Origin of the sequence: Hyphococcus sp. (genome assembly GCF_965267305.1) — a bacterium.
Taxonomy (GTDB): domain Bacteria; phylum Pseudomonadota; class Alphaproteobacteria; order Caulobacterales; family Parvularculaceae; genus Hyphococcus.
Map to the genome: position 1 here is coordinate 2809044 of NZ_OZ253945.1, position 23596 is coordinate 2832639.

The following is a 23596-nucleotide window of genomic DNA, read 5'->3' on the forward strand; positions in this document are numbered from 1 at the left end:
TTTGGCTATTGGGGCCCCAACCCCAGTTATTTACCCCAAAACCTGAAAATCAGCGTCAGGATTATTGAGACGATGATCATCGTCGTCAGCGGAAAATAAAACGCGAAACTTTCGCGTTCGATGCGGATGTCGCCGGGCAGGCGGCCCAAACCAAGCTTTGTAATTAGCGGCCATAACAGGCCCGCCGCCACCAGGATGATCCCGAGCGTGATCAGCAGTTTTTGCATGAGGCGAATATAGGCGTTCGGGATTGGGGCGCAAAGCACGCAGAAATATTGCTGAGTATTTGTTCTCCGACTATCCCGGCCCCCCCCGGGTCCGGCTCAGAGCCGGCCCGAGGATAAACTCCGGCCGGTATCCAGGGCCGCAAAATTCAACGCCAGTTTTTTCTGGGCCCCGGCCTTCGCCGGGGTGATCGGAGGAGAAGAGGGTTATTCGTCGGTTTCTTCCGCCGCCACTTCAACGCGCTCGATCTCCGAAAAGACCTGGCGGGTTTCGCTGGCGAAGGATTTGAACATGGCCTCGCCCTCAACCTGGGCTTCGCTGGTTGCGATCAGGGCGGGGCCGCCGTCCTGCGGCGCAGAAAAGCGCTGGATCTGGGTGAGGGAATTCACCTTGGCGACGGCGGCCGGTTTGAAAGGCTGTTTCGATTTGAGTTCGATGGCGGAGACATAGCCGGCGGCCTTGTCGAGGGTGATGTAAACCTCAAGCGCATCCTTGGGCGCGTCTTCCTCGTCCACCTGCGCTAGGAAGACGGCTTCGGTTTCCGTATCAGAGACAAGCTCGGCGTCATCGATCATTTCATGAAGCCCGTCATAAAGGATCGGCTCGTCGCCGCCGTCATTCTTCTGCATTTGCTTGAGGGCTTTGCGCGCTTTTTTGTCGAGATCGTCTTCCGAAGGGGAGAGAAGCGTCCATCGCTCGCCTTCCTCAAGGCGCGGATCAAAGCGCAGCTTCGCCGAGAGCTCCTTTTCGCCGTCGCTCGTCCAGTAATCCACCGTATAGGCGTAGCGGTACTGCTGCGCGAAGTCTTTCGCCTTTTTCGCCGCCTGCATGAGGAGCGCGGCGCTAGCTGGTTCGCCGACCGTTTCAGCGAAAGCCGGCGCGGCGAACAGAACAAAGCCCGCCGCGGCGATGCGGAGAAGAGGCTTTCTCATCACTTGCTCCGTATAGAGAATAATGAAGGCTGGTAACTCAAGCTTTAGTAACCGGGGGCGAAGCTTCGCGGCGCGGGATCAATCACCTGAATGCCGCCGGGCTGAATTTCGAGAATGGCGAGACCGCGCTCCACCGTGCCGTCCGCATTGAGCCGGAACAGGCCGTCCGCGCCGAAATAGCCGTTGGGATCGGCGATGGCGTCCGCTTCAAAGCGGCCCCGGCGGCGGCTGTTGGCGGCGAGCCGCGCCGAGAGGAGCGTCGCATCATAGGCAAGCGAAGCAAGGCGCGGCGGGTTCGATCCGAAGGCGTCTTCGTAATGCTTTTCGAAACTTGCAGTGATCGCCGGATCGGGCGCCGCGAACCAGCCGCCGCGCAGCGCAGGCTCGCGCGTCAGACGCGGATTGTTCCAGGAGGACACGCCGAGAATTTTTACCCGGCTGATATCCACGTTGTAATAGGGAAGCAGCGGCGCCAACGCGCGCAGAAGCGTTCCCTGTTCGGGCATCAGCACCGCCTGATAGCCTTGGGTGTAGCCGGCTTCGGCGCTGGCGTTTTGCGCCACCGGCTGCGAGCGATCGCCCTGATAATCGTGGCGCATTTCGAGCGGAATGATCTCTTTCGAATATTGCGCAAGGCGCTTGGCCGGGGCGAGCATTTCGTCCGGCTCCTGAACATAGCGTTCTTCATGAACGATGACGCCGCCGCGCGCGAAGACTTCTTCCGCGAAGGCGCCGGAGACGCGGTCGCCATAAGGCGTCATGGGCGCGAGCACGCCGAACCGCACCATCTCCTGGTTCATCGCATACTCGGTGACGCGCGCGATTTCGAGTTCCGGCGGGAAGGAGAGCAGGAAAACGCCGTCGCCCGCCGCGGTGAGATCGGAGGAGAACGCAATCATCGGCGTCGAGGCGGCGCGCGCGACAACGGCGGCGGCTTCGACCGATTCCGCGAAGAGCGGCCCGAGGATGATCTCGGCGCCGTCGGCGAGGGCCGAGCGCGCTGCGGCGGCCGCGCCTTCTGCGTCGCCGCGCGTGTCTTTGGGGATCAGGAGGAAGTTCTTCTCGCCCGCGTCAAAGACGGCGAGCTGCGCGGCGTCGAACATCGCTGAGGCGATGCGGCGCGCGGATTCATTATCTGACGAGAACGGAAGCAGGAGGCCGACCCGCACCGGCTCCTCGCCATCCATATGGGGCGGGCGCATAAAGCCGCGGCGGTCGTAACGCTGAGCCTCTTCGAAAAGGCCGCCCTCGTCATAGATCGTCTGGTCTTCCGCCGGGGTCTCGTCCGGGCGCGCGATCACCGGACCTGAAGGCCGCGTCGAACCCGTGGTGCCGCAGGCCGCCGCCAGCGCCATCAGCGCCGCCGCAAGTCCGGCTTTCGTGATCAATTTGAGACTGGAGCGCATCCCCTCAATTCCTCGTTTTTTCGCCCGGTTCTAAGGGCTTCCTCAGCGGCCGCGAGACTAGCCGGGCCCGGGCCCCGCATCAACGGCGCGCCGCGCCCTTGCGGAAAGCCATTTCGGGACTTGTTTTCAAGACCCGCCCCCGCCATCCCTATCTCATGTCAATGAAGGATATGCGACCCGAACCCGGCCTTTATGTGACGGCGACGCCCATCGGCAATCTCGCCGACATTACCTATCGGGCCGTGGAAATCCTCCAGAAAGCCGATCTTATCCTGTGCGAGGATACGCGCCAGACGGCGAAGCTCTGCGCGGCCTACGGGATCGAGACGCCGCGCGCGCCCTATCACGATCATAACGCCGCGAAAGTCCGCCCGGAGATCATTAAAAAGCTGCAAGACGGCGCCGTGATCTGTCTCGTGTCTGACGCCGGGACGCCGCTGATCTCCGACCCCGGCTACAAACTGGTGCGCGAGGCGCGGAACGCTGGCGTCGCGGTTTTTCCCGTTCCGGGCGCGAGCGCCAGCCTTGCGGCGCTTTGCGCCGCGGGCGCGCCGAGCGACAGATTTTTCTTCGCAGGGTTTCTGCCGGCGAAACCGGGCGCACGGGCGAAGACGCTCGAAGAGCTTGCGCGGATCGACGCGACCTTGATCTTCTACGAAACCGCGCCGCGCCTTTCGGATGCGCTCGCGGCCATGGCGCAAACGCTGGGCGACCGCAAAGCCGTCGTCGCGCGGGAACTGACCAAGCTGCATGAAGAATTCCGTGAAGGGACTCTGAGCGATCTCGCGCAAAGTTACGAAGCCGCGCCGCCCAAGGGCGAAATTGTCATTATCGTCTTTCCGCCGGACGAAAAACCTGCGGAAGCCGGCGATGTGGATGCTTTCCTGAAAGCGGCGCTGGACGAATTGAGCGTGAAAGAGGCCGCCGCCGCCGCCGCGGAGCAATTCTCCATGCCGCGCAAAGAGGCCTACGCCCGCGCGCTGCAACTGAAGGAGAACTCGTGAGCCCCGCGCCCACCACCGCATCCCGCCGCACCGCCGAGCGCGGCGGGCGGCGCGCGGAAACGCTGGCGGCGATGCTGATGCGCCTCAAGGGCTTCTCGATCATCGCCGCCCGTCACCGGACGCCGCTGGGCGAACTCGATCTCGTGGCGAAGCGCGGGAAGCTCATCGCCTTTGTCGAGGTGAAGGCGCGGGCGAGCCGCGATGCTGCGGTCGAAGCCGTCACCTATGGCGCGCGCCAGCGCATTCGCGGCGCGGCGGGGCTTTTTCTCTCGCGCCGCCCGGACCTTGCGGATTGCGCCATTCGTTACGATATCGTCGCCGTCTCGGGCTGGCGGCTTGAACATCTGCCGGACGCCTGGCGGGATGGCGAATGAGTGGGCCGGTTGGTTACTTTCGGAACGAAGCAGCCCATGAAGATTCTCGTTCCGCGCGACCGAAATTGGCCAAGGAGTATGAAGATGATGACGAAAACCATCCGCGCTTTTCTAGCCGCCGCAGGTCTTGGGGCTTTTCTCGCGCTCGGCGCCTGCGCCTCGAGCCGCAATCTCGATCAGGCGTTCACCGACATGTCGAGCAATGCGGAGCTGAAAGGCGTGCTCTTCTCCGACCGCACTCATGATTATGGCGATATCGACATTACGCTTTACGAAGGCCGGCTGATGCTCACCGGCACGATGAAATCGGAACAGGGCCGCGCCAAGCTCATCGAAAACGCGTGGAAGGCCGAGGGCGTCAAAGAGGTGATCGACGAGGTTTTCGTCGGTGACGGCACCGGCTTCGGCCAGGGCGTCGAGGATGCGCGCATCGATCAGGTGTTGCGCGCCCGTCTTATCGGCGACAAGGAGGTCGTCAGCGGCGACTACAAGATCGCCGTATCGAACGCCGTCGTTTACCTTCTTGGCGTCGCGCGCAGTCAGGCCGACCTTGACCGCGCCGTGGAGCTCGCCCGCACCACGGCCGGTGTTGAAAAGGTCGTGAGCCACGTTGCCTTGCGCGGGCCGATGGTCCAATAAAGTTCGAGGCGCGGCCGTTTCCGGGCCGCCCGCGGAGCCCCTCCTCATGCTGAAGATCGCCATCCAGATGGACCCCATTGAGGCGGTCAATGTCAACGCGGACACCTCCTTCGATTTGGCGCTCGAAGCGTTCGGCCGCGGCCACCAGATCTGGATTTACCAGCCGCAAAATTTGCAGCTCGACAGCGGCACCGTAAAAGCGCGCGCGCGCAAGGTCGAACAGTTGAAGCGCGAGCAGGGCGCCCATGTGACGCTCGCCGCGCCGGAAGTGATCGATCTTCATAGCGTCGATGTGGTGCTGGTGCGCCAGGACCCGCCCTTCAACATGGCCTACATCACGGCTGCGCAGATTCTCGAGCGTCTTCTGCCAGACGTCCTTGTGCTGAACAATCCGCGCTCGATCCGCGACGCGCCGGAAAAACTCTTCGTGACGGACTTCAAGGATCTGACGCCGCCGACCCTCATCACCCGCGACGTCGAAGCGATGCGCGACTTCCGCAAGACCCATGGCGACGTCATCGTAAAACCGCTTTACGGCAATGGCGGCGCCGGCGTCTTCAAAATGTCGAGCGACGATTCCAATTTCAACGCGCTGATGGAGCTCTTCTCCGAAGCCTATGCGGAGCCGTCGATCATCCAGAAATACCTTCCCGCCGTCACCAAGGGCGACAAACGCATCATCCTCCTTGACGGCGAGGCGGTGGGGGCGATCAACCGGGTGCCTGCGAAGGGCGAAACCCGGTCAAACATGCATGTGGGCGGGCGCGCCGAGGCGGTTGAGATGTCCGAGCGCGATCAGGAAATCTGCGACCGCATCGGCCCGATCCTCTCGGAGCGCGGCTTGGTCCTTGTCGGGATCGACGTCATCGGCGACTATCTCACTGAAATCAATGTGACTTCTCCGACGGGCGTGCAGGAAGTGCGGCGTTTTGGCGGAGCCGACATCTCGGCGCTTTTCTGGGACTGGACTGAGGGCCAGCGCGACGGCTGACCGGATTGTCACAAGAGGTTCAGGGAGTTGCGCTAGGGCGAATATAGTGCTTGTTTCGCGCCCTTCATGAACCCCGGTCATGGACCTGGGCCGCAAAGTCGGGGTGGGCCCGGACTAGCGGGGGCTGATTTGGATGAAATCACGAGTTTTCGAATGAACGCGCATTCGCCGACATCCGAGAAAAAACTGCGCGTCGCTGTCTTCTCCGGCAATTATAATTATGTGATGGACGGGCCAGTGCGCGCGCTCAATACGTTGGTCGCGTATCTGGAGCGCGAAGGCCACGAAGTGCTGGTCTTTGCGCCGACGACCGACAAGCCGGCTTTCGAACATGCGGGCCGGCTCATTTCGGTCCCGTCGGTTCCGCTGCCGGGGCGGCGCAGCGAATATCGTTTCGGTCTTGGCCTGCACGGCAAATGCAAGCGCGCCCTCGACAGCTTCCGACCTGACATCGTGCATATCGCGGCGCCCGATTACACAGGCTTCGGCGCGCTCAACTATGCGCGCAAATTCGGCGTTCCCGCCGTCGCGTCGTTCCACACGCGCTTCGACACTTATCCGCGCTATTACGGCATGAGCTGGCTCGAGAAATATCTGACGCGCTACATGCGATATTTCTACAGCCGCTGCGAACATGTCTATGCGCCATCCCATTCCATGGTTGAAGAGTTGAGGCGCGACGGCATCGGCGATGACATCCGCCTGTGGACCCGGGGCGTCGATGGCGATCTTTTCAATCCGGCGCGCCGCGACATGGCTTGGCGCGAAGCCAACGGCTTCGCTGCGGACGATGTTGTCGTCGCCTTTGTCGGCCGCCTGGTGCTCGAAAAAGGCATCGATATTTTCGTCGACGCGTTCAATCGCGCCAAGGCGAGCGCGCCGAAACTGAAGGCGCTCATCGTGGGCGACGGACCGGAGCGCGAGAGTTTTGAAAAGCTGCTTCCCGAAGGCGTTTTCGCCGGATATCAGCAAGGGCCGGATCTCGCCCGCGCTTACGCCAGCGCCGATATTTTCTTCAATCCGTCGATCACCGAGACCTTCGGCAATGTGACGCTCGAAGCCATGGCGTCGGGCCTTCCCTCGGTCGGGGCGACGGCGGCGGGGTCGCGCTCGCTCATTGAAAACGGCGTCACCGGCTACGCCGCCGAGCCCAATGCGGCGAGCTTTGCCGACAAGCTTGTCCTGCTTGGCAATGACGCGCCCTTGCGCCAGCGCTTCGGCCGGACGGCGCGCGAACATTCCGCGCGCTTCAGCTGGGATGCTGTGCTCGCCGAACTGGTTAGCCATTACTACGAGGCGCTTGACCAGTTCCAGCCCTCGCGCCGCCATGCGCGCTCGCGTCCTGATGCAGCGGCGCGCCGGCGCGCTGCGTAGCGACCCGCCGCGCCCATGATCGTTCCTCTCATCAAGTCCGCCGCCAATGGCGCTGCGAGCCGGTGGCGAATATTGCGCGAAAGAGAGGACGTGCAGAAAGGCCTCAAGCTCCTTCAATACGGACTGCTTGCCGCGATCATCGCTTATCTTGTTTACAAACTCACCCATCTCGGTTGGCGTGAAGTCATTGGCGCGCTTCCCGAAAGCCCGTGGTTTTATCTCTTCTTCATCTTGCGGTTTCTAGCGCTGCCGATTTCCGAGCTTGCGCTTTATGAAATCGTGTGGTCGCGGCCGCTGGTGCGTCATTTCTTCGTCTTTATCAGAAAGCGCGTCTATAATTTCGCGGTCATGGGCTATTCCGGCGAGGCGTTCCTGACCATCTGGGCGCGCCGCGCGCTCGCGCTGCCGCACAAGACCATTCTGGTGGGCGTCAAGGACAACAATCTCTTGTCTGCGTTCACCTCCAACGCCGCGACGGTCGTTCTGCTTGTGGCGCTTGCGGCGACCGGCGGGCTGCAGGCTGGGCTCGACGCGTTTCCGGGCGCGCGCTGGCTCTTTGCGCTGGCCTTTCTTTCCGCCTGCACGCTGTCGCTCTTGGTGATGATCTTCCGCGACAAGCTGATGGCGCTGCCGAAAGGCGTGATGCCGCGCCTCATCTCCGTCCATGGCGGGCGTCAGGCGCTCATTATCCTTCTCCATGCGGCGATGTACGCGTCGGCCCTGCCGGGGGCGCCGGTGATGGCCTGGATGACTTTTATTGCGATGCAGCTCGTCCTTTCCCGCGTGCCGTTTCTGCCCAATCAAGACATCGTCTATCTCGGCGCGGCTTTAAGCCTCGCGCCGATCGTCGGCGCGCCCGAGGCGGCTGTGGCGGGGATGCTGGTGGCGGAGGCGGGGCTTTCCCAGATATTCAACATCGCCATGTTTTTCGCGACCGCGCATCTCGCCCGCACCGATTACGGCGCAAAGCCGGGTGCGGCTGCCGCGGCGTCCTAAATCCGCTTGAAAAAGACGGGTTTTTCCGCCATCGCCTTCCGAATTGGTCCGGAATTCGCTAGAGACCCATGTCCACGGCGATGACCGGGCCAGCCGCGCCCGGCCGGGCGCCGCCCGTTTTGTTTCCGGCAGGTGCGCTCCCGCCCATGCATCTTATCGACCGTTACATTTTGCGCGCCGTCACGACGCCGCTTGTTCTGGCGCTTAGCGTTGCAGGCATGCTCCTCTTGATGGAGCATATGCTGCGGCTTTTCGATTTCGTGCTGGCCGAGCAGGGACCGGTCGACGTCGTCTGGCGGATGCTCGCCAATCTGGCTCCGCACTATCTCGGACTGGCGCTGCCGCTCGGCGCCTTTCTCGGCGTCATGCTCGCTTTTCGCAATTTATCCATGTCGTCGGAGCTCGATGCGCTCAGTTCATCGGGAGCGTCTTTCGGACGGCTGATGCGCCCCGTTTACATGCTCATCGCCGTCTTGATGGTGTTCGACTTTCTGCTCGTCTCCTATATCCAGCCTTTCGCGCGCTACAAATATCAGCAAATCCGTTTCGATGTGACATCCGGCGCCCTTGGCATCAAGATACCTGCCGGCGAGTTCATCGAAATCAGCGACGGCGTCACAATCCGGCTGGGGGAAATCAACGCCGAGACCCGTGACGCCCGCGAAATTTTCCTGGAGCGCGAGTCGCGCGATGGTGGGAAGACCGTCATCACCGCGCGCTACGGCTCAATTTCAACGACGCCGGAAATCACCTCGCTTCTCTTAAAGCTGCAGAACGGCCGACAGGTGATCATCAATGCGCTCGGCGACCGCATTCAGTCGCTGGATTTTGAAAGCTTCGATCTCGAAGTCGATTTGCCGGCAATCGGCGTTTTCCGAGAACGAGGCAGCGACGAACGCGAAGCGACGATCAACGAAATCGTGCGTTATCTGAGAACCCAGCCTCCAAATGCGGAATTGTGGCGTGACTATCAGGCGGGTCTTCACTGGCGCATCCTGCATCCGCTCACATTTCTTGTTCTGCCGATACTTGCTGTCGCCATGGGCGTCACCGGGCGTCGTCACGCCTCGAACCTGAAACCGGTGATCGGTGTCGCCATTCTCATCATCTATCACGAAGTGGTTGAGGAATGGGGCAAGGTGGTGGCGGCCAAGGGCGAGCTTTCCCCGCTGATCAGCATGTGGGGGATTTTCCTCATTTTTGCGCTGCTGTCGGCGTTTCTCTATAGCGGCTCCATCGATCAGGCGCGCACGACGAAAGTCATGGCGCGCCGGTCGACCGAAACGGTGCGCATCGCCGCGCCCGCAGCGGACGCCGCTGAATGAGCTACGCACGCAATATTCTCACCAATTATGTGGGGCGGATGTTTTTTGTCCGTTTTATCGGGCTTCTGATTTTTTTCGTCATCATTCTGCAGATGCTCGACCTCCTCAACCGGTCGAGCGACATTCTCGCCGCCGAAGGCGCGGGAACGGCGCAGATGCTGCGCTACATTTCCTTGCGGACGCCTCAGATCATCAGCCAGTTTACGCCTTTCGCTGCGCTCCTCGGGGTCGTTCTGACGCTTGCCGGGCTGTCGCATACAAGCGAGATCACGGTGATGCGCGCCGCCGGCATGTCGGTCAATCGGGTGCTTTTTCCCTTAGGCTTCGTCTGTGGCCTCATCACGCTGGCGCATTTCATTTTTCATGAAACGGTGACGGTTAGAGCCTCCGAGATGCTCGATTACTGGGAGGTCAATGACTACGCTGTCGATCTGCCCCCGGAAAGCGATGTCAGGACGGACATCCGCATTAATTACGACGGCGAGTTTATCGCCGCGGAAAGCGCGGCGCGCTATGGCGATGCGGTGGTGCTCACCGGCGTCACCATTTACGACATGGATGAAGGCCTCATCGACGAGGCGATCGAGGCGCGATCGGCTCGGTTCGAGGAAGGCGCCTGGCGCCTTTTTGGCGCGCGGGGCCTTAATGCGCTCACGCAGCAAGTCACAGCGACGGGAGAAGTGATCTGGACGAACAGTCTCGATCCGGAGCTCCTGTTCGCCATGACGCTTGAGCCAGGGCAGACAAGCCTGCCCGAGCTCGCCGCGAAAATTCGCCAGCTCAACAATGACCGGGCGGACACGCGCGGGCCCATGACGCAACTTCTCAGCCGTTTCTCAAAACCTATGGCGACCTTGGTCATGCCCCTTCTCGGCGCCATCGCCGGCTTCGGCGTGCATCGCCAGGGCGTGCTTCTGGCGCGCGCCGTAACCGGAGCGGCGCTGGGTTTCGGTTATTTCGTTGCGGAAAATCTGGCGCTCGCCTTCGGATCGTTGGGCGTCGTGCCGGCGATCATCGGGGCCTTTTTTCCCCTCGCCATTTTCATGGTGGTGGGATTTTCCATCATTCTCGCCATGGAGAATTAACCGCCCTCCCACCGGTTTAGCGCCTTGTCATCATTCGCGTTATGGTTGTATATGTCGCAATCTCAGGTTGTGATAATCGCAACCTTCTGCAAGCAAAGCTTTGAGAGACGGGAGACTCCATGGCCGGGCTGATCCTCAAACTGCGTCCTTACGAAGAGCTTATGATCAACGGGGTGCTCGTTGAAAATGGAGAGCGCAACACCCGGCTCCGGGTCAAAACCGAAGGCGCGCATATTTTACGCCTGAAGGACGCTCTCAAGCCTGAGGAGGCGACGACGCCTCTGAAGCGCGCCTATTACATCGCCCAACTCGCCGTCGCCGGCCAGATATCGACTGCGGAAGCCGGGACGATCCTTACCGAAGCGCTGCAATCGGCGCCCGACCTCAAACTCGATCCCGATCTGTCGGACTGCGTCGCCCGGCGCGATTTTTATCAGATCATGCGTTGTTTGCGCGATTTCGCCTTCGCCGACCGGACCGCGGCGGCAAACTAGTTTCCTGTCCCATAGGCTCTCCCGCCGCCTTGTGCGGGCGGGGCTTATGGCCCAAATAGCCCGCCATGGCGGAAACTGCGGATATCATCACTTTCGGCTGCCGGCTCAACGCCGCGGAGAGCGAAGCCATGCGCAAGCTTGCCGCCGGCGCAGGGCTCGCCGATGCTGTGATCGTCAACACCTGCGCCGTCACCAATGAGGCGGTGCGCTCGGCGCGCCAGCGCATCAGGCGCACGAAACGAGAGCGCCCAGACGCACGCATTATCGTCACCGGCTGCGCAGCGCAGACGGAGGCGGAAAGTTTCGCCAAGATGCCGGAAGTCGCCGCCGTGATCGGCAATCAGGAAAAGCTCAATGCAGCACAGTGGAAATTGCTGGCGGAGACGCCTCTCTTAGAAGATGGCGACATCATTCGCGTCAATGACATCATGTCGGCGCGCGAGACCGCTGGACACATGATCGACGGTTATGGCGACCGCTCCCGCGCGTTTTTGCAGATCCAGAATGGCTGCGACCATCGCTGCACCTTCTGCATCATCCCATACGGACGCGGTAATTCGCGTTCGGCGCCCGTCGCCCAAGTGATCGAGCAGGCCAAAAAGCTGGTCGATGCGGGCCATCGCGAACTCATCCTCACTGGCGTCGACATCACCTCCTGGGGCGCGGACATTGAGGGCGCGCCGCGGCTCGGCGCGCTTGTCGCCGCGATCCTCGAGGAGGTTCCGGACCTTTATCGCCTGCGGCTTTCCTCTATCGACGGCGCGGAGATCGATGACGAATTGTTCGAGCGCGTGACGGGCGATGACCGCATTGCGCCGCATCTCCATTTGTCGCTGCAGGCTGGCGACAACATGATCTTGAAGCGCATGAAGCGCCGCCATAGCCGCGAGCAGGCGATTGAGCTCTGCGCAAATGTTCGCGCCCGCAGGCCCGACGTTGCTTTCGGCGCCGACATCATCGCCGGCTTCCCGACGGAGACCGAAGAGATGTTCCAAAACAGCCTCGCTATCGTTGATGAGGCGAGGCTTTCCTATCTTCATGTCTTTCCGTTCTCGCCGCGTCAGGGAACGCCCGCGGCGCGCATGCCGCAATTGCCCCGCGATGAGGTGAAGTCCCGCGCCGCGCGCCTTCGCGCGAAAGGCGACGAGGCGGAAACGGCATTTCTGAGAGGGCTCGTCGGCCGGACCGAGGACGCCATCCTTGAAAGCGGCGGCCGGGCGCGCCTCGGCAATTTCGCGCCAGTGCTTGTTGCGGCGCCGGGCCGTGTCGGCGATATCGTCCGTATCCGCATCACCGGCCATGGCGATGGCGGCCTTATGGGCGAAGCCGCGTAACATATCAGGAAAGGCGAGGTCTCCGTTGGCAGGCAATTTCTTCTCCGGCATGTTCGGCAAAAAGAAACAGCAGGAAGCGCTGGAAGAAGAAGCCGCGTCCGCTGAAGAAGCGCCGCCTGAAGCGGACCAGGGCGGAGAAGAACCCCAGTCGCCGGCGCTCGCCATGCCGCAAGGCGCTGCGGCCCCGCTTCCGCCCGTCTCCGAGCCCGCGCCGGAGACCGAAAAGAAAAAGGGCTGGCTCACACGCCTGCGCGACGGCCTGTCGAAATCCTCCAACAAGCTCTCTGAAGGCGTCACCGCGATCTTCACCAAGAAGAAGCTCGACGACGAGACGCTGGACGAACTCACCGATCTTCTCATCACCGCCGACCTTGGCGTTCCCGCCGCGACCCGCATTACAACGGCCCTTGCGAAAGACAAGTTCGACAAAGCTGTCACCGACGAGGAGGTGCGTTCCGCGCTCGCAACGGAGGTGGCCGCGACGCTCGCGCCTCTTGAAAAGCCCCTTGCTGTCGACGGCGCGAAAAAGCCCCACATTCTTCTCATGGTCGGCGTCAACGGCGCCGGGAAAACGACGACCATCGGCAAGCTCGCGAAAAAATTCGCCGACGAGGGAAAATCGGTAATGCTCGCCGCGGGCGATACGTTCCGCGCCGCCGCCATCGAACAGCTTCAGGTCTGGGGGACGCGCACCGGCGCGCCCGTTATCGCGCGCGCGGTTGGCGCCGATGCGGCGGGACTCGCTTTCGATGCGGTGAAAGAGGCGAAAGAAAAGGGGGTCGATATCCTGATGATCGACACGGCGGGCCGTCTTCAGAACCGGCGCGAACTGATGGACGAACTCGCCAAGATCGTCCGCGTCATCAAAAAGCTCGACGAAACGGCGCCCCATGACGTGATTTTGACCCTCGACGCCACAGTGGGCCAGAATGCGCTGAGCCAGGCGCAGGCCTTCACCGAAATCGCCGGGGTTACGGGCATCGTCATGACCAAGCTCGACGGCACGGCGCGCGGCGGCGTTCTCGTCGCCCTTGCGGACAAATTCAAACTGCCCATTCATTTCATCGGCGTTGGCGAGGGCGTGGAGGATTTGCAAAACTTTAACGCCGACGCCTTTTCAAAGGCGCTCGCGGCGTCGCCGCCTGAGCCCCCTCAAAACTGACTCCAAGGAATTCGTGAATGACTGCTGAACCGCAAGCCAAGGGACAGAAACTCACCGGCGGCGCCAAATTTGCCGTCGACATGGGCCCGCTCGCGGTCTTCATGATCGCTTATTTTCTCGGCCGCCGGCTCGCGCCCGCGGTCGGCGGGCTTTTCGGCCAGGACTGGGCTATTGCTGAGGGTGAAGAGATGTATATCGCCATCGGCCTCTTCATGCCGGCGTTTCTCGTCGCCTTTGTCTATTCCGTCTGGAAAGAGCGTCGCGTGGCGCCCATGCTCATGGTCAGCGGCGTTATCATTACAGTCTTTGGCGGACTTACGCTCCTGCTCCACAACAAGATGTTTTTCTACATGAAGCCGACGCTCATCTACGCGTTGTTTTCTTCGCTGCTAATCGGCGGGATGGCGAGCGGACAGAATTTCCTGAAGACCCTGTTCGACGGCGCGCTGCATATGCCCGACACCGCCTGGCGCACGCTGACGAAACGCTATGCGATTTTCTTCATCGCGCTCGCCATCCTCAACGAAGTCGCCTGGCGCTGGCTTACACGCGATTGTGATCTCACTGGTGTGGCCGCCTGCGCCGGCGAAAAGCACTGGGTGAACCTGAAGGTCTTCGGCTTCACGATCATCAGCCTCGTTTTCACCGGCTTTCAGGCGCCCTTCATCGCCAAACATATGCCTGAGGAGAAACGGCCCGAAGACGAAAAGTCAGTCTCCTGAGAAGGTCACCTAAAGCCCGCCCCCTAAAGCCCATCGGCGGGATTGGAGAAGGGCGGAAAATCGCTGCGGTCTTTCGTTTCGCGATAATGCCGCAGGCCCCACCCCACGGACGGGAAAGCGAGATCGGGCCAGGGAATCTCCTCCCAGTCATAGAGTGCGACGGCCTCGCTTTCGGGGCCGGGGGCGATGTCCGGACGCACCAGCTTCGCCCGAAACATCAGTTGCACCTGCGAAATCCGCGGGATGGAATAGACCGCGAGCAGGCGCTCGATCTCGATATCGGCGCAAGCCTCTTCGCGCGCCTCGCGGGCGGCGCCGTCCTCGGCGGTCTCATGGAGTTCGAGATATCCGGCCGGCAGCGTCCAGTAGCCTTTGCGCGGTTCGATGGCGCGTTTGCAGAGGAGTATCTTTCCCTCCCATGCGACGACCGAGCCGACGACGATTTTCGGGTTTTTGTAATCCACGAATCCGCATGCGGCGCAGACGTCGCGCTCCATATTGTCGCCGGGCGGAACCATACGCTTGAACTGGGGTTCTTGTAGTGGCTTATTAGGCATTGTCCCTATCCTGACGATACTTGCAGCGTGATTCAAAAGGCCTATTTTCCGCATACGAAGGTATTGCATTTTGGCGTGTGGCGCGCGATATGCTACTCTCTAAGACAGACAGTCGAAACCGTCCGCATCGGGCGTAATCTTGAAGGCGCGGAAAACATGCGCCGGCGGCGCCGCCAGGATGCGGCGCAGCGAAAACAGGGCGGAGACATGATGCAAAAATTGTCGCTTGTCCCGGTTTTCCCGGATTGCGCTCAGGGCATCCGCCGTAAACGGAGCTTATCTTGATCGAAGCTAGCGCAAAACAGGGTTGCGGCGTTTCTTTCGCCTTTTAGAAGCCGAAAACGGAGAATAAAATGGCTTACTCATTGAAGAATTCACCGGGTCATCTGCTGCGCCGCGCGCAGCAATACGCCCACGATCTCTATTCCACCGAAGTCGGCGCCAACGGGCCGACGCCGCGCCAGTATGAGGTGCTTCACGTCGTCGCGCAGAACGCCGGCCTCAGCCAGACCGACCTCGTCCAGCAGACGGGAATCGACCGCTCGACCCTCGCCGACATGATTGCGCGCATGATGAAAAAGGGACTTCTCTCTCGCAAGCGCACCAAGGAAGACGCGCGCGCCAACGCCGTTTCCATCACGCCTGCCGGCAAGCGGATGCTCACCGCCGCTAATGCAAAAGTCGCCAAGGCCGAAAACGCAGCCCTGAACGTTCTGCCGAAAACACAGCAAGCTGCGTTCATGCGCTCCCTGCGCGCTTACGCCGAAGCCCTCGACAAGATGGCCGAAGGCGCGGCGACCCCGGCGAAGAAAACTGCCAAGAAAAAGACCACCGCCAAACGCAAGACGACAAAGCGCAAGACCACCAAAAAACGCGGCGCGAAACGCCGTTAATTTCCGCTCCTATTGAGATTATGAAACGCCGCCCTCGGGCGGCGTTTTTGTTTGGCGCGACTACCGCCTTCGGGGGGTGCGCCATTCGGCGTGGGGCGGAGGGCCGCCCGCGGCGACGGGCCGCGGGGCGTGGCCGCCCATGGAGATCATGCGGTCATACATGACGAGCGCTGCGGCAACCGAAAGGTTGACGCAAAACCGCGTCGGAATTTTTACGAGATGCGTGCAGAGCGCGCTCGCTTCGGGCGAGAGGCTCCCCTTTTCCGGGCCCAGGAGATATGCGGCGTTCAAGGGGTGGCGAAAACTCGGCAGATCGACCGCGCGGTCGTCGAGCTCGACGCCCACCAGGACGCAGCCCTTGGGCAGGCGCATGTCGGCGAGCGTCTCCCATTCATAAAGCGGCAGATGGGCATCGGATTTCGACGTGTCGGCGAGCTTCACTTCGCGGGCGTTGTGATGGGCGGCGATGGTGAAGGCGAAGCTCGCGTGAAAGGCGTGCGCAGTCCGGAGAACCGCGCCCAAATTCATCGCCTTCGATATGCGTTCCGATCCGACCCCGAAATAGCCGCGCATCCTTGGCCCCTTTGTCCTTTAAGGGCTCGCGCCTAAGCTGAAGGGGGCGCCCGGTCAAGTCGAGGTTCGAGCTCGGGTGCGTAGACCTGCGGACCCGTTTCGGGGCATGCTCCTCCTATGAGCGAAAGAAATAATACTCAGAACGGCGATACCCGCATCAAGTTCATGGTGATCGCCTCGGAGGCTCCGGAGGCGCGGCTCGCCGCGTTCTTTGCTGGCCGCCGCGCCCGCCGCTCCAATGCGCGCGTCACGCTGCTCGCTATCGTCGAGCCGCCGGAATTCGGCCACTGGGCGACGGTCGCGGAGACCATGCGCGCCGAGGCCTATGAGAAAGCCGAGAACATCCTTCGCGAGTTCGCCGCGGAAGTGAAAGCCCAATCGGGCGAAGACCCGGAAGAGGTCGTGCGCGAGGGCGTGCTCGTGGAAGAGCTTCGCAAGCTTATCGAAGAGGATCCGGCGATCTCCATTCTGGTGCTCGGCGCCTCCACCGAGGCGTCGGGACCGGGGCCGCTGGTGACGGCGCTCGCAAAAAATCCTGCGTATCTCGGCGCGCGGCCGATCCCGGTGACGGTGGTGCCGGGCGCCATGACGCGCGATGAATTGCGGCGGCTTGCAGGCTGATGGACGCTGAGAAGTTTCACCTGCCGGGAAAGCACTATTTCCTGTCGCATTCCGTCGGCGCGCAGCCCAAGGCGTGGGCGGATGCGGTTGCGCAAGGTTACGCCGCCCCATGGCGCACCGAAGGTTTCAATGTCTGGGATCCGTGGTTTGAGACGCTGGAGCGCTTCAAACAGGGACTCGCGCCGATCATCGGCGCGCGCCCGCAAGACATTTGTCCACAGGCGAATGTTTCGAGCGGCGTTTCGAAAATTCTCTTCTCCCTGCCGGAACGCAAGGGCCGCACTAAGATCGTTCTGACCGAAGATGCCTTCCCCACGGTGGGGTTTGCGCTGGCGCAGGGGGAGCGCCTTGGATATGAGCTTGAGTTTATCTCGGGCGGCGAGCGTCTGGCCGATCCGGATGCGTGGACCCGCGCTTTCTCCGACGACGTGCAGCTCGTCGTTCCCATGCAGGTCTACTCGAATTCCTCTGTGCTGGCGCCGGTGGCGGAGATCGCAAAAAGAGCCCGCGCCGCGGGCGTTTTCTCGCTCATTGACGCGGCGCAGGCGGCGGGGGCGGTTCCCTTGAGACTCGACGAATGGCGGCCTGATTTTGCGGTAGGAACCTCGCTCAAATATCTCTGCGGCGGCGCGGGCGCCGCATGGCTGTGGGCCGATCCCGAAACGGCGAAGACTTGCAAGCCTCTCGATGTGGGCTGGTTTTCCCATGCCGAACCTTTTGAATTCGATATTCATCGTTTTGAATATGCAGAGGACGCGGCGCGCTTCACTGGCGGCACGCCGTCGATTGCGCCTTTCGCCGGCGCCGCAGCGGCCCATGAGGTCATCAACGCCCATGGCGTCGATGCGATCTACGCGCATAATCAGCGTCTGTTGTCTCGCTTGTTCGAGGCCCTGCCGCAGGGCGCGTTTCTATCATCGACAAGTCAGGGCGCACGCGGTTCCGGCGCGCTCATCAAGGTGCGCGATTACGATGCGGCGGCGGCTGCTTTAGCCAAAGCCGGCATCGGTCACGACACGCGTCTCGGCGCGGTCAGGATTTCGGTTCATCTTTACAATGACGAAAACGATATCGACGCGCTTGTTGCGGCCGTGGGCCCGCACCTTTGAGGTCTGCCCCAATAACGGGAAAAACACCCCAAAAGGGCGAATTCTTTCATATTTCCCAGTGTTGGTGAATAGTTATCCCCCACCTCTCCGGCGGCATTATGATCAAAAACAGTCCGGACGACGGAGAGGCGGTGAGCGCTGCCGTAACTCATCGGTCCGGATCGCGGCGCGCAAGAGGAAAGGCCTGCAATTACGGAGGGCGTTTCCTGTTGGCCGGTCGCAGCGCCCGGGCTTTCTGACGGCATTTCAACGCCGGCGCCTAAGAAACGTCAGCGGTCGTCATTACGGCCGGGCCCGCCGACGCTGTAGAACGCCGCCTGCGCGGGACGCGATGCGTCCATGTGCTGATGCCAAGCGACGAGGATGTTTCGCGTTCCGCGCGCCTCTCCACTTTATGCGTTCGGGCTCCGCTGAGCCGCGGCGGCGATAAGGCGTATGCAGAGGATCTATAGATCGAACTTCAGCGACACCGGGGCGTGATCGGACGGCTTTTCCCAGCCGCGCGCATCGTCATGAATCTTGAAAGCCTCGCGGCCCAGCGACAATGCCGGTTTTTTAAGGGCCGGGCTGACCCAGATATGGTCGAGACGACGGCCGCGGTTCGACGCGCGCCAGTCCTTCGCGCGATAGGACCACCATGTATAGAGTTTTTCCGGCTCCGGGATCAGCTCGCGCGCCACGTCGATCCAGCCATGAGAGGCAATGACGGCGTTCAGTTTCTCAACTTCAACAGGCGTGTGAGAAACCACTTTCAAAAGCTGCTTATGCGACCAGACGTCATGTTCCTTCGGCGCCACATTGAGATCGCCAACCAGCACCGCCTTCGAGCGGGGGCCAAGGTCGCTGAACCAGCCCGCCATCTCGTCGAGAAAATCGAGTTTGTGGGCAAACTTGTCGTTGATCTTCGGATCCGGTTCGTCGCCGCCTGCCGGCACATAAAAATTATGGATGCGCACGCCGCCCGCAATGCTCGCCGCGATGTGGCGGCAATCGCCCTTTTCGCAAAAGCCGCGCACTTCGACATTCTTGAGCGGCAGCCGCGAAACGATAGCGACGCCGTGATAGCCCGCCTGACCGGAAATCGCCTGATGTTCATAGCCCGCTTCGCGCAGCGCTTTCGTGGGGAAATTATCTTCAAGGCATTTGATTTCCTGAAGGCACAAGACGTCGGGCACCTCCTCTTTCAGAAAGCGATTGACGAGATCGATCCGCAGGCGGACGGAATTGATGTTCCAGGTGGCGATTTTCATTGGGCGGATATATCTGGGGGCGTGCTGGCGGGACGGGGCATAAGGGTCCGATAGGGGCGGGGCGCTGGAGCGTCAAGGCTTGCATATAGGGCCGCATTCTCATGCGCCAACCGCAGGCCAATTGCCGCGAGGAGCGGAGCGGCGTAGGAGCGGCGATCGATGGAGACCCTCGCGCATTTTTTACCGGAGGCCGTCCCCCTGTGGGCCGCAGGGCTGGTTGTCTTCGCGAGCTTTTTCACCGCTGCGATTACCGCCGCCTTCGGGCTCGGCGGCGGGCTGGCGCTCCTCGCGGTCATGAGCGCGGTTTTCCCCGCCGCGTCCGTTGTGCCGGTCCATGGCGCGGCGCAGGCCGGGGCCAACGCCGGGCGGTTCTATCTCCAGCGCAAGGAAGTCGTGTGGGGGATCGTCCTCTGGTTCAGCCTCGGCGGGCTCATCGGGGCTGCCCTCGGCGGCCGGCTCGCGGTTGAAACACCGGTCTGGCTGCTGCGCGGAGGCGTTGGGGCTTTCGTCATCTGGACCCTTTGGGGGCCGAAACCGAAACGCTTCGCGCCCGGCAAGACGACCTATTTCGTCGTGGGCGTCGTTACAGGCTTTCTCACCATGTTTTTCAGCGCCACCGGGCCAATCGTCGCCGCGATGCTGTCGGCGACGGCGCTCGGCCGGCTCAACATCGTCGCCACCCACGCCGCGGCGATGGTGATCCAGCACATCATGAAGATTGCGGCCTTCGGCCTTCTCGGCTTCGCCTATGGGGAATGGGCCTGGCTCCTAGCCGCCATTCTCATTTCCGGTTTCGCTGGAACCTATGTGGGCACGCATTATCTGCGGGAGATGCCGGAAGAGACGTTCCGCAAGGGATTTCGCACCATCCTGACGGCGGTGGCGGTCTATCTCATCGGCGCCGCGCTCGCGGAGCTCGTTAGAACAGGTTGAAGGACGAGCCGGTGATGGAGACTGGCCAGCGGCCGAATTCGAACAGGCGAAACTTCGCCGCCAGCGGGTGGTTTTCGGCGTCGAAATCACTGTCGGCGGCGGCGATCAGGGCAAGCGCCGCGCCATTGGCGGCCTGAACGGCGGCGCCGACGCAGAGCGTCTTGATCTGCTCGTCGTCGAGATCGCTTAAGTAGGAGACCTCTTCGACTGCGTCTTTGGCGGGCTCCGAGACCTTCTCGGCGATCAGCGCCATGCCGATCCGGAGCGCGTCCTCGGAGAGGAGGTCGAGCGCCCGTCCCGTCAGATCGGCGCGCAGGGACTCCTCGGCCTCCCAGGCGGGACTCTGCCAATCAAGGCTTTCGGCGACCGCCGCGGCGTCGCCCCAATCCATTAACATGGCGATCTCGGCGTCGGGAAAGCCGAGCCCCGAGCAATAATCTTCGGCGGCGGCCCTCCCGCCGGGCGTCAGCGGCTCGCCGATATTGGCGAACCACGGAATGCGGTCGAGAGAGCGGGCGAAGCGGGACAGGCGCGCGAGGCCCGGAAGCTCCCGTTCCAGCGCTTCGAGGTCAGTTTCGTCCATGAAAAGGTCCTTGCGGCATTTGGCCTATGTAGGCTTTCAAACGGCCCTTGTCAGGGCGCCGCGAGCGCCAAGAAAAAGGCGTCCGACCTTAAAGATCGGACGCCAAGCTGCGCTGTTGCGCCTACGCCGGGAGGGGATATTCCGGCGACGCGACTGGCTCGTCAGGCCTGCAAGCGGGGGGGCAACGCCGGCCCGACATCTAGTGCCCATCGCGTAGTGTTACATTAACGCATCAGCGACCATTTTTTCAATAGGAGAGCGAAAAAAAACTTGCGTGTGACACTGTTACAAAATGGCAAACTGTTGCGGCGCGATATGATCAGCGGTCAAGAAAGCGGCCGCCCGCTTCGGGTGCGGCAAAGAGACTGTTGGCGAGCCGCTCGCCGTAAACGACATTCTCGAGCGTGACGACGGTGATCCCGCCCTGCAGATCGCGCACGATCCAGCGACGCAGTTTCAGGTCCGGGGCATCGGCGATGACCGTCAGTTCGCCTTCGGTTTCTTCATCGTCTGACGCGAAGGTGACGGCGATCGTATCGACGCCGCGATCGACGGCGACAATACGCGCATCGTCACGATCGATTTTTTTCTGCAACAGAAATTTCAACGGGGTTTTACCGGCAGGATAAGAATCCGTCGTTTCGAGTTCCTCGTCGCGCACATAGACCATGCCGCCATTGGCGACGATCAACAGCGGCGCCGGCGGCTCATAGTCGAAGCGAAGAAGACCCGGCCGTCGAAGATAGAACTTGCCTTCCGAGACGGCGCCCGAGGGCGCGACCTGGGTGAACTCGCCCTGCAGCGTGTCGAGCCCTTCGAGCCAGGCAATCAGCTTTTCAACAACCGCTTCGTCGCTTTCGCCGTAAAAGGCGAGGGGGCCTTCATATTCGTCCTGAAGGTCAGTGCTGACCGCGTCGGCGCCGGGCTCGGCGGTTTTGACGGCAGGCTTCGCCACATCTTCAGCGCGGATTTCGTCAACCGAAGCCGTTTCTGCCGCCTTTATATCAGCTTGAGCCAGCACGATTTCTTGCGCAGGACGGGCGGCCATGGCGCCGTCGAGGCACATCAGTGTAATGGCGGACAAAACGGCAAGGCTCATCGGGGGCTCCGGTGTTTCTTCATGCTCTATCTAGGCAAGGCCCGTGTTCAAAGGAAGCTGCGATTATGGCGATGAAAAGGCGAGCCCACACAAATTCGTTATTTCAGAAGCGCGTAAGGTCCGCCCCGCTCCAGCGCGCGGCGGTAAGCGGGCCGGGACTGAAAGCGCATCAGATAGGCGGCGATGTTCGGATAACCGTCGCTTTTGCCTCGCGACGAAAACGCCTCTACGGGAAAGCTCATGATGATGTCCGCCGCAGTGATGTCGCCGCCGGCGAGCCATGGAGAGTTGGCGAGGGCGGCTTCTAGAAAATCATACTGCGCCTTCATGGTGTGATCGAGATAGCCTTCGCGGATTGAATTTGCGATTTTCTTTGCGATGGGTTTTGCAAAGAAGGGCATGGGCGCCGCTTCGATGCGATTGACGAAAAGCGTGAACACCAGCGGCGGCATGTAGGTTCCTTCCGCCGCATGCAGCCAGTAACGGTATTTGTCGAAGGCGGGCGTTCCGGCCTGGGGCCGCAATTTGCCCGGGCCATAGGCGTCGAGAATATGTTCGATCATGGCGCCGGTTTCGGCGAAGACTTTTCCGTTGTCTTCGATCACCGGCGACTTGCCGAGCGGATGAACGGCTTTCAGTTCCGGCGGCGCGAGATTGGTTTTCTCGTCCCGCTTGTAATGTTTGATGTCATAGGGAACGCCCAGTTCCTCGAGCAGCCACAGAATGCGCTGCGAGCGGGAGTTCTCGAGATGATGGACTATCAGCATAAGGAATATTCCTAGTAAAGCGTTCCGAGGGCTTCTTTTGTGAAGGTCTTAAGCTCGTCTTTGCGTCCGTCGCGGATTTTCACCGCCCAGTCCGGGTCCTGCAACAAGGCGCGCCCGACGGCGATGAGGTCGAACTCCTCACGCTCCATCATTTCCACAAGCCGGTCGAGGCTAGCGGGTTCGGAACTTTCGCCCGCATAGGCCGCAGTGAACTCGCCGGAAAGCCCCACGGAGCCGACGGAAATCGCCGGTTTACCAGTGAGTTTCTTGGCCCAGCCCGCATCGTTGAGCGCAGAACCTTCAAAGGCCGACTCCCAGAAACGCCGCTGCGACAGATGGAAAATATCGATCCCGGCCTCAACCAGCGGCGTCAGCCAATGTTCCATTTCCTGCGGAGTCTTCGCGTTCTTGGCGGCGAAGTCCTGCTGCTTCCATTGGGAGAGACGGATGATCAGCGGATAGTCCGCGCCGACTTTCTCACGCGTGCGGCGGATGATCTCGGCTGCGAAGCGCGTACGGCCTTGCCAATCGCCGCCCCATTTGTCGTTGCGCAGGTTCGTCTGATCCCAGAAGAAGCTGTCGATGAGATAGGAATGGGCGCCGTGAAACTCGATGGCGTCGAATCCGATTTCCTTCGCGGCGACGGCGGCGTCGACAAACTCGGTGATCGCGGTCTCGATTTCCGCTTCGGTCATCGGCTCCCACAGCGCCTTGCCGGCAACCTTGATCCCCGACGCCGACCAGGACGGAACGTCAGGATGCGCCGTCTTGGCCGGGTTGCGGTAAGGTCCTTCATGCCAGAGCTGGATGCCGATCTTGCCGCCCGCTTCGTGAACGCCGTCGACGACCTTTTTCCAGCCGTCTTTCGCAGCGTCCGTCACGATGTTCGGGACATTCGGCGTGCCGGTGGCTGTAGTCTCGTTGGTGGAGACGCCTTCGGTCAGGATCAGCCCCACATCGCCTTCGGCGCGGCGGCGGTAATAAGCGGCGACATCCTCGCCCGGAACGTTGCCCGGCGAAAAGCTCCGCGTCATGGGCGCCATGACTATGCGGTTATTGAGGGAGAGATTGTCGAAGCGGACAGGTTCGAAAAGGATGCGCGTGTCGGTCATGATCTCTTTCTGCGTAATTATCTGAGCAGCCGAACA

At 61.5% G+C, this 23596-nt stretch carries 26 protein-coding genes; 16 read left to right on the top strand and 10 right to left on the bottom strand.

Going from position 1 to position 23596, the window contains the following annotated elements; all coding sequences use genetic code 11:
• Positions 1–26: 26 nt before the first annotated feature.
• From ACQY5P_RS13385 to ACQY5P_RS13395, 3 genes are all read right to left on the bottom strand, one after another.
• Positions 27–227, bottom strand: a complete 201-nt coding sequence (locus ACQY5P_RS13385; protein WP_428407370.1) for a DUF2905 domain-containing protein — start codon at positions 225–227, stop codon at positions 27–29.
• A 204-nt stretch (positions 228–431) separates the two neighbouring features.
• Positions 432–1157 (bottom strand): hypothetical protein, encoded by a 726-nt coding sequence (locus ACQY5P_RS13390; protein WP_428407371.1) that lies wholly within the window; start codon positions 1155–1157, stop codon positions 432–434.
• Between the two features lie 44 nt (positions 1158–1201).
• Positions 1202–2563: a penicillin-binding protein activator gene (locus ACQY5P_RS13395; RefSeq protein WP_428407372.1), complete on the bottom strand. Its 1362-nt coding sequence runs from the start codon at positions 2561–2563 to the stop codon at positions 1202–1204.
• A gap of 170 nt (positions 2564–2733) precedes the next feature.
• Between ACQY5P_RS13395 and rsmI the strand changes: the two genes are divergently transcribed.
• The 12 genes from rsmI (at position 2734) to ACQY5P_RS13455 (ending at position 14063) form a co-directional block, all read left to right on the top strand.
• Positions 2734–3567, top strand: coding sequence for a 16S rRNA (cytidine(1402)-2'-O)-methyltransferase (gene rsmI / locus ACQY5P_RS13400; RefSeq protein WP_428407373.1), 834 nt, complete (start codon positions 2734–2736; stop codon positions 3565–3567).
• Positions 3564–3941: a YraN family protein gene (locus ACQY5P_RS13405; protein ID WP_428407374.1), complete on the top strand. Its 378-nt coding sequence runs from the start codon at positions 3564–3566 to the stop codon at positions 3939–3941. The genes rsmI and ACQY5P_RS13405 overlap by 4 nt, the downstream gene beginning before the upstream one ends.
• A gap of 84 nt (positions 3942–4025) precedes the next feature.
• Positions 4026–4580, top strand: a complete 555-nt coding sequence (locus tag ACQY5P_RS13410; RefSeq protein WP_428407375.1) for a BON domain-containing protein — start codon at positions 4026–4028, stop codon at positions 4578–4580.
• Between the two features lie 46 nt (positions 4581–4626).
• Positions 4627–5571: a glutathione synthase gene (gene gshB / locus ACQY5P_RS13415; RefSeq protein ID WP_428407376.1), complete on the top strand. Its 945-nt coding sequence runs from the start codon at positions 4627–4629 to the stop codon at positions 5569–5571.
• Positions 5572–5724: 153 nt separating this feature from the next.
• Positions 5725–6945, top strand: a complete 1221-nt coding sequence (locus ACQY5P_RS13420) for a glycosyltransferase family 4 protein (RefSeq protein WP_428407377.1) — start codon at positions 5725–5727, stop codon at positions 6943–6945.
• Positions 6946–7035: 90 nt separating this feature from the next.
• Positions 7036–7941, top strand: coding sequence for a hypothetical protein (locus ACQY5P_RS13425; RefSeq protein WP_428407378.1), 906 nt, complete (start codon positions 7036–7038; stop codon positions 7939–7941).
• A gap of 80 nt (positions 7942–8021) precedes the next feature.
• Positions 8022–9266, top strand: coding sequence for an LptF/LptG family permease (locus ACQY5P_RS13430; protein WP_428407379.1), 1245 nt, complete (start codon positions 8022–8024; stop codon positions 9264–9266).
• Complete coding sequence (gene lptG / locus ACQY5P_RS13435; protein WP_428407380.1) at positions 9263–10351, top strand: LPS export ABC transporter permease LptG; 1089 nt, start codon at positions 9263–9265, stop codon at positions 10349–10351. Before ACQY5P_RS13430 ends, lptG begins: the two co-directional genes overlap by 4 nt.
• 119 nt (positions 10352–10470) lie before the next feature.
• Positions 10471–10845 carry a flagellar biosynthesis repressor FlbT gene (locus tag ACQY5P_RS13440; protein WP_428407381.1) on the top strand — a complete coding sequence of 125 codons (375 nt, stop codon included), beginning with the start codon at positions 10471–10473 and terminating at the stop codon, positions 10843–10845.
• A 65-nt stretch (positions 10846–10910) separates the two neighbouring features.
• Positions 10911–12179: a tRNA (N(6)-L-threonylcarbamoyladenosine(37)-C(2))-methylthiotransferase MtaB gene (mtaB, locus tag ACQY5P_RS13445; protein ID WP_428407382.1), complete on the top strand. Its 1269-nt coding sequence runs from the start codon at positions 10911–10913 to the stop codon at positions 12177–12179.
• Positions 12180–12228: 49 nt separating this feature from the next.
• Positions 12229–13341, top strand: a complete 1113-nt coding sequence (gene ftsY / locus ACQY5P_RS13450; protein WP_428410663.1) for a signal recognition particle-docking protein FtsY — start codon at positions 12229–12231, stop codon at positions 13339–13341.
• A gap of 17 nt (positions 13342–13358) precedes the next feature.
• The gene (locus ACQY5P_RS13455; protein ID WP_428407383.1) at positions 13359–14063 is read left to right on the top strand and encodes an inner membrane-spanning protein YciB; all 705 of its coding nucleotides are present in this window, start codon (positions 13359–13361) and stop codon (positions 14061–14063) included.
• A gap of 23 nt (positions 14064–14086) precedes the next feature.
• On the opposite strand, the gene ACQY5P_RS13460 is transcribed toward ACQY5P_RS13455, so the two are convergent.
• Positions 14087–14581 (bottom strand): NUDIX domain-containing protein, encoded by a 495-nt coding sequence (locus tag ACQY5P_RS13460; RefSeq protein WP_428407384.1) that lies wholly within the window; start codon positions 14579–14581, stop codon positions 14087–14089.
• 392 nt (positions 14582–14973) lie between these two features.
• Between ACQY5P_RS13460 and ACQY5P_RS13465 the strand changes: the two genes are divergently transcribed.
• Entirely contained in the window at positions 14974–15513 is a 540-nt protein-coding gene (locus ACQY5P_RS13465; protein WP_428407385.1) for a MarR family winged helix-turn-helix transcriptional regulator, read from the top strand.
• A gap of 60 nt (positions 15514–15573) precedes the next feature.
• On the opposite strand, the gene ACQY5P_RS13470 is transcribed toward ACQY5P_RS13465, so the two are convergent.
• Positions 15574–16086, bottom strand: a complete 513-nt coding sequence (locus tag ACQY5P_RS13470; protein WP_428407386.1) for an RNA methyltransferase — start codon at positions 16084–16086, stop codon at positions 15574–15576.
• A gap of 117 nt (positions 16087–16203) precedes the next feature.
• Here ACQY5P_RS13470 and ACQY5P_RS13475 point away from each other — a divergent pair, with 117 nt between their 5' ends.
• A complete protein-coding gene (locus tag ACQY5P_RS13475) occupies positions 16204–16707 on the top strand; it encodes a universal stress protein (RefSeq protein ID WP_428407387.1) in 504 nt (167 codons plus the stop codon).
• On the top strand, positions 16707–17816 hold the full coding sequence (locus ACQY5P_RS13480; protein WP_428407388.1) for an aminotransferase class V-fold PLP-dependent enzyme: 1110 nt from the start codon (positions 16707–16709) through the stop codon (positions 17814–17816). Before ACQY5P_RS13475 ends, ACQY5P_RS13480 begins: the two co-directional genes overlap by 1 nt.
• A 446-nt stretch (positions 17817–18262) precedes the next feature.
• Here ACQY5P_RS13480 and xth read toward each other — a convergent pair whose 3' ends face one another.
• On the bottom strand, positions 18263–19066 hold the full coding sequence (xth, locus tag ACQY5P_RS13485) for an exodeoxyribonuclease III (protein ID WP_428407389.1): 804 nt from the start codon (positions 19064–19066) through the stop codon (positions 18263–18265).
• A 159-nt stretch (positions 19067–19225) separates the two neighbouring features.
• On the opposite strand from xth, the gene ACQY5P_RS13490 reads away from it, so the two are divergent.
• Entirely contained in the window at positions 19226–19999 is a 774-nt protein-coding gene (locus ACQY5P_RS13490; protein WP_428407390.1) for a TSUP family transporter, read from the top strand.
• Here the strand turns inward: ACQY5P_RS13490 and ACQY5P_RS13495 are convergent.
• The 4 genes from ACQY5P_RS13495 to ACQY5P_RS13510 all read right to left on the bottom strand — a co-directional run bounded on the left by ACQY5P_RS13495 (position 19986) and on the right by ACQY5P_RS13510 (position 23560).
• The gene (locus tag ACQY5P_RS13495) at positions 19986–20582 is read right to left on the bottom strand and encodes a hypothetical protein (protein WP_428407391.1); all 597 of its coding nucleotides are present in this window, start codon (positions 20580–20582) and stop codon (positions 19986–19988) included. The two genes, ACQY5P_RS13490 and ACQY5P_RS13495, sit on opposite strands and share 14 nt — an antisense overlap.
• A 319-nt stretch (positions 20583–20901) precedes the next feature.
• Positions 20902–21681, bottom strand: coding sequence for a LolA family protein (locus ACQY5P_RS13500; protein WP_428407392.1), 780 nt, complete (start codon positions 21679–21681; stop codon positions 20902–20904).
• 98 nt (positions 21682–21779) lie between these two features.
• A complete protein-coding gene (locus tag ACQY5P_RS13505; RefSeq protein ID WP_428407393.1) occupies positions 21780–22448 on the bottom strand; it encodes a glutathione S-transferase family protein in 669 nt (222 codons plus the stop codon).
• Positions 22449–22459: 11 nt separating this feature from the next.
• Positions 22460–23560, bottom strand: a complete 1101-nt coding sequence (locus ACQY5P_RS13510) for an NADH:flavin oxidoreductase (protein WP_428407394.1) — start codon at positions 23558–23560, stop codon at positions 22460–22462.
• Between the last annotated feature and the right edge of the window lie 36 nt (positions 23561–23596).

What these genes read in the sequence shown, in the direction of transcription:
- ACQY5P_RS13475 (WP_428407387.1), top strand. Translation starts at nt 16,204, where the DNA reads ATGAGCGAAAGAAATAATACTCAGAACGGCGATACCCGCATCAAGTTC.
- ACQY5P_RS13440 (WP_428407381.1), top strand. Translation starts at nt 10,471, where the DNA reads ATGGCCGGGCTGATCCTCAAACTGCGTCCTTACGAAGAGCTTATGATC.
- ACQY5P_RS13455 (WP_428407383.1), top strand. Translation starts at nt 13,359, where the DNA reads ATGACTGCTGAACCGCAAGCCAAGGGACAGAAACTCACCGGCGGCGCC.
- ACQY5P_RS13490 (WP_428407390.1), top strand. Translation starts at nt 19,226, where the DNA reads ATGGAGACCCTCGCGCATTTTTTACCGGAGGCCGTCCCCCTGTGGGCC.
- ACQY5P_RS13500 (WP_428407392.1), bottom strand. Translation starts at nt 21,681, where the DNA reads ATGAGCCTTGCCGTTTTGTCCGCCATTACACTGATGTGCCTCGACGGC.
- rsmI (WP_428407373.1), top strand. Translation starts at nt 2,734, where the DNA reads ATGCGACCCGAACCCGGCCTTTATGTGACGGCGACGCCCATCGGCAAT.
- ACQY5P_RS13470 (WP_428407386.1), bottom strand. Translation starts at nt 16,086, where the DNA reads ATGCGCGGCTATTTCGGGGTCGGATCGGAACGCATATCGAAGGCGATG.
- ACQY5P_RS13410 (WP_428407375.1), top strand. Translation starts at nt 4,026, where the DNA reads ATGATGACGAAAACCATCCGCGCTTTTCTAGCCGCCGCAGGTCTTGGG.
- lptG (WP_428407380.1), top strand. Translation starts at nt 9,263, where the DNA reads ATGAGCTACGCACGCAATATTCTCACCAATTATGTGGGGCGGATGTTT.
- ACQY5P_RS13510 (WP_428407394.1), bottom strand. Translation starts at nt 23,560, where the DNA reads ATGACCGACACGCGCATCCTTTTCGAACCTGTCCGCTTCGACAATCTC.
- ACQY5P_RS13495 (WP_428407391.1), bottom strand. Translation starts at nt 20,582, where the DNA reads ATGGACGAAACTGACCTCGAAGCGCTGGAACGGGAGCTTCCGGGCCTC.
- ACQY5P_RS13395 (WP_428407372.1), bottom strand. Translation starts at nt 2,563, where the DNA reads ATGCGCTCCAGTCTCAAATTGATCACGAAAGCCGGACTTGCGGCGGCG.
- ACQY5P_RS13480 (WP_428407388.1), top strand. Translation starts at nt 16,707, where the DNA reads ATGGACGCTGAGAAGTTTCACCTGCCGGGAAAGCACTATTTCCTGTCG.
- ACQY5P_RS13460 (WP_428407384.1), bottom strand. Translation starts at nt 14,581, where the DNA reads ATGGTTCCGCCCGGCGACAATATGGAGCGCGACGTCTGCGCCGCATGC.
- ftsY (WP_428410663.1), top strand. Translation starts at nt 12,229, where the DNA reads ATGTTCGGCAAAAAGAAACAGCAGGAAGCGCTGGAAGAAGAAGCCGCG.
- ACQY5P_RS13420 (WP_428407377.1), top strand. Translation starts at nt 5,725, where the DNA reads ATGAACGCGCATTCGCCGACATCCGAGAAAAAACTGCGCGTCGCTGTC.
- ACQY5P_RS13385 (WP_428407370.1), bottom strand. Translation starts at nt 227, where the DNA reads ATGCAAAAACTGCTGATCACGCTCGGGATCATCCTGGTGGCGGCGGGC.
- mtaB (WP_428407382.1), top strand. Translation starts at nt 10,911, where the DNA reads ATGGCGGAAACTGCGGATATCATCACTTTCGGCTGCCGGCTCAACGCC.
- ACQY5P_RS13430 (WP_428407379.1), top strand. Translation starts at nt 8,022, where the DNA reads ATGACCGGGCCAGCCGCGCCCGGCCGGGCGCCGCCCGTTTTGTTTCCG.
- gshB (WP_428407376.1), top strand. Translation starts at nt 4,627, where the DNA reads ATGCTGAAGATCGCCATCCAGATGGACCCCATTGAGGCGGTCAATGTC.
- ACQY5P_RS13390 (WP_428407371.1), bottom strand. Translation starts at nt 1,157, where the DNA reads ATGAGAAAGCCTCTTCTCCGCATCGCCGCGGCGGGCTTTGTTCTGTTC.
- ACQY5P_RS13465 (WP_428407385.1), top strand. Translation starts at nt 14,974, where the DNA reads ATGGCTTACTCATTGAAGAATTCACCGGGTCATCTGCTGCGCCGCGCG.
- xth (WP_428407389.1), bottom strand. Translation starts at nt 19,066, where the DNA reads ATGAAAATCGCCACCTGGAACATCAATTCCGTCCGCCTGCGGATCGAT.
- ACQY5P_RS13505 (WP_428407393.1), bottom strand. Translation starts at nt 22,448, where the DNA reads ATGCTGATAGTCCATCATCTCGAGAACTCCCGCTCGCAGCGCATTCTG.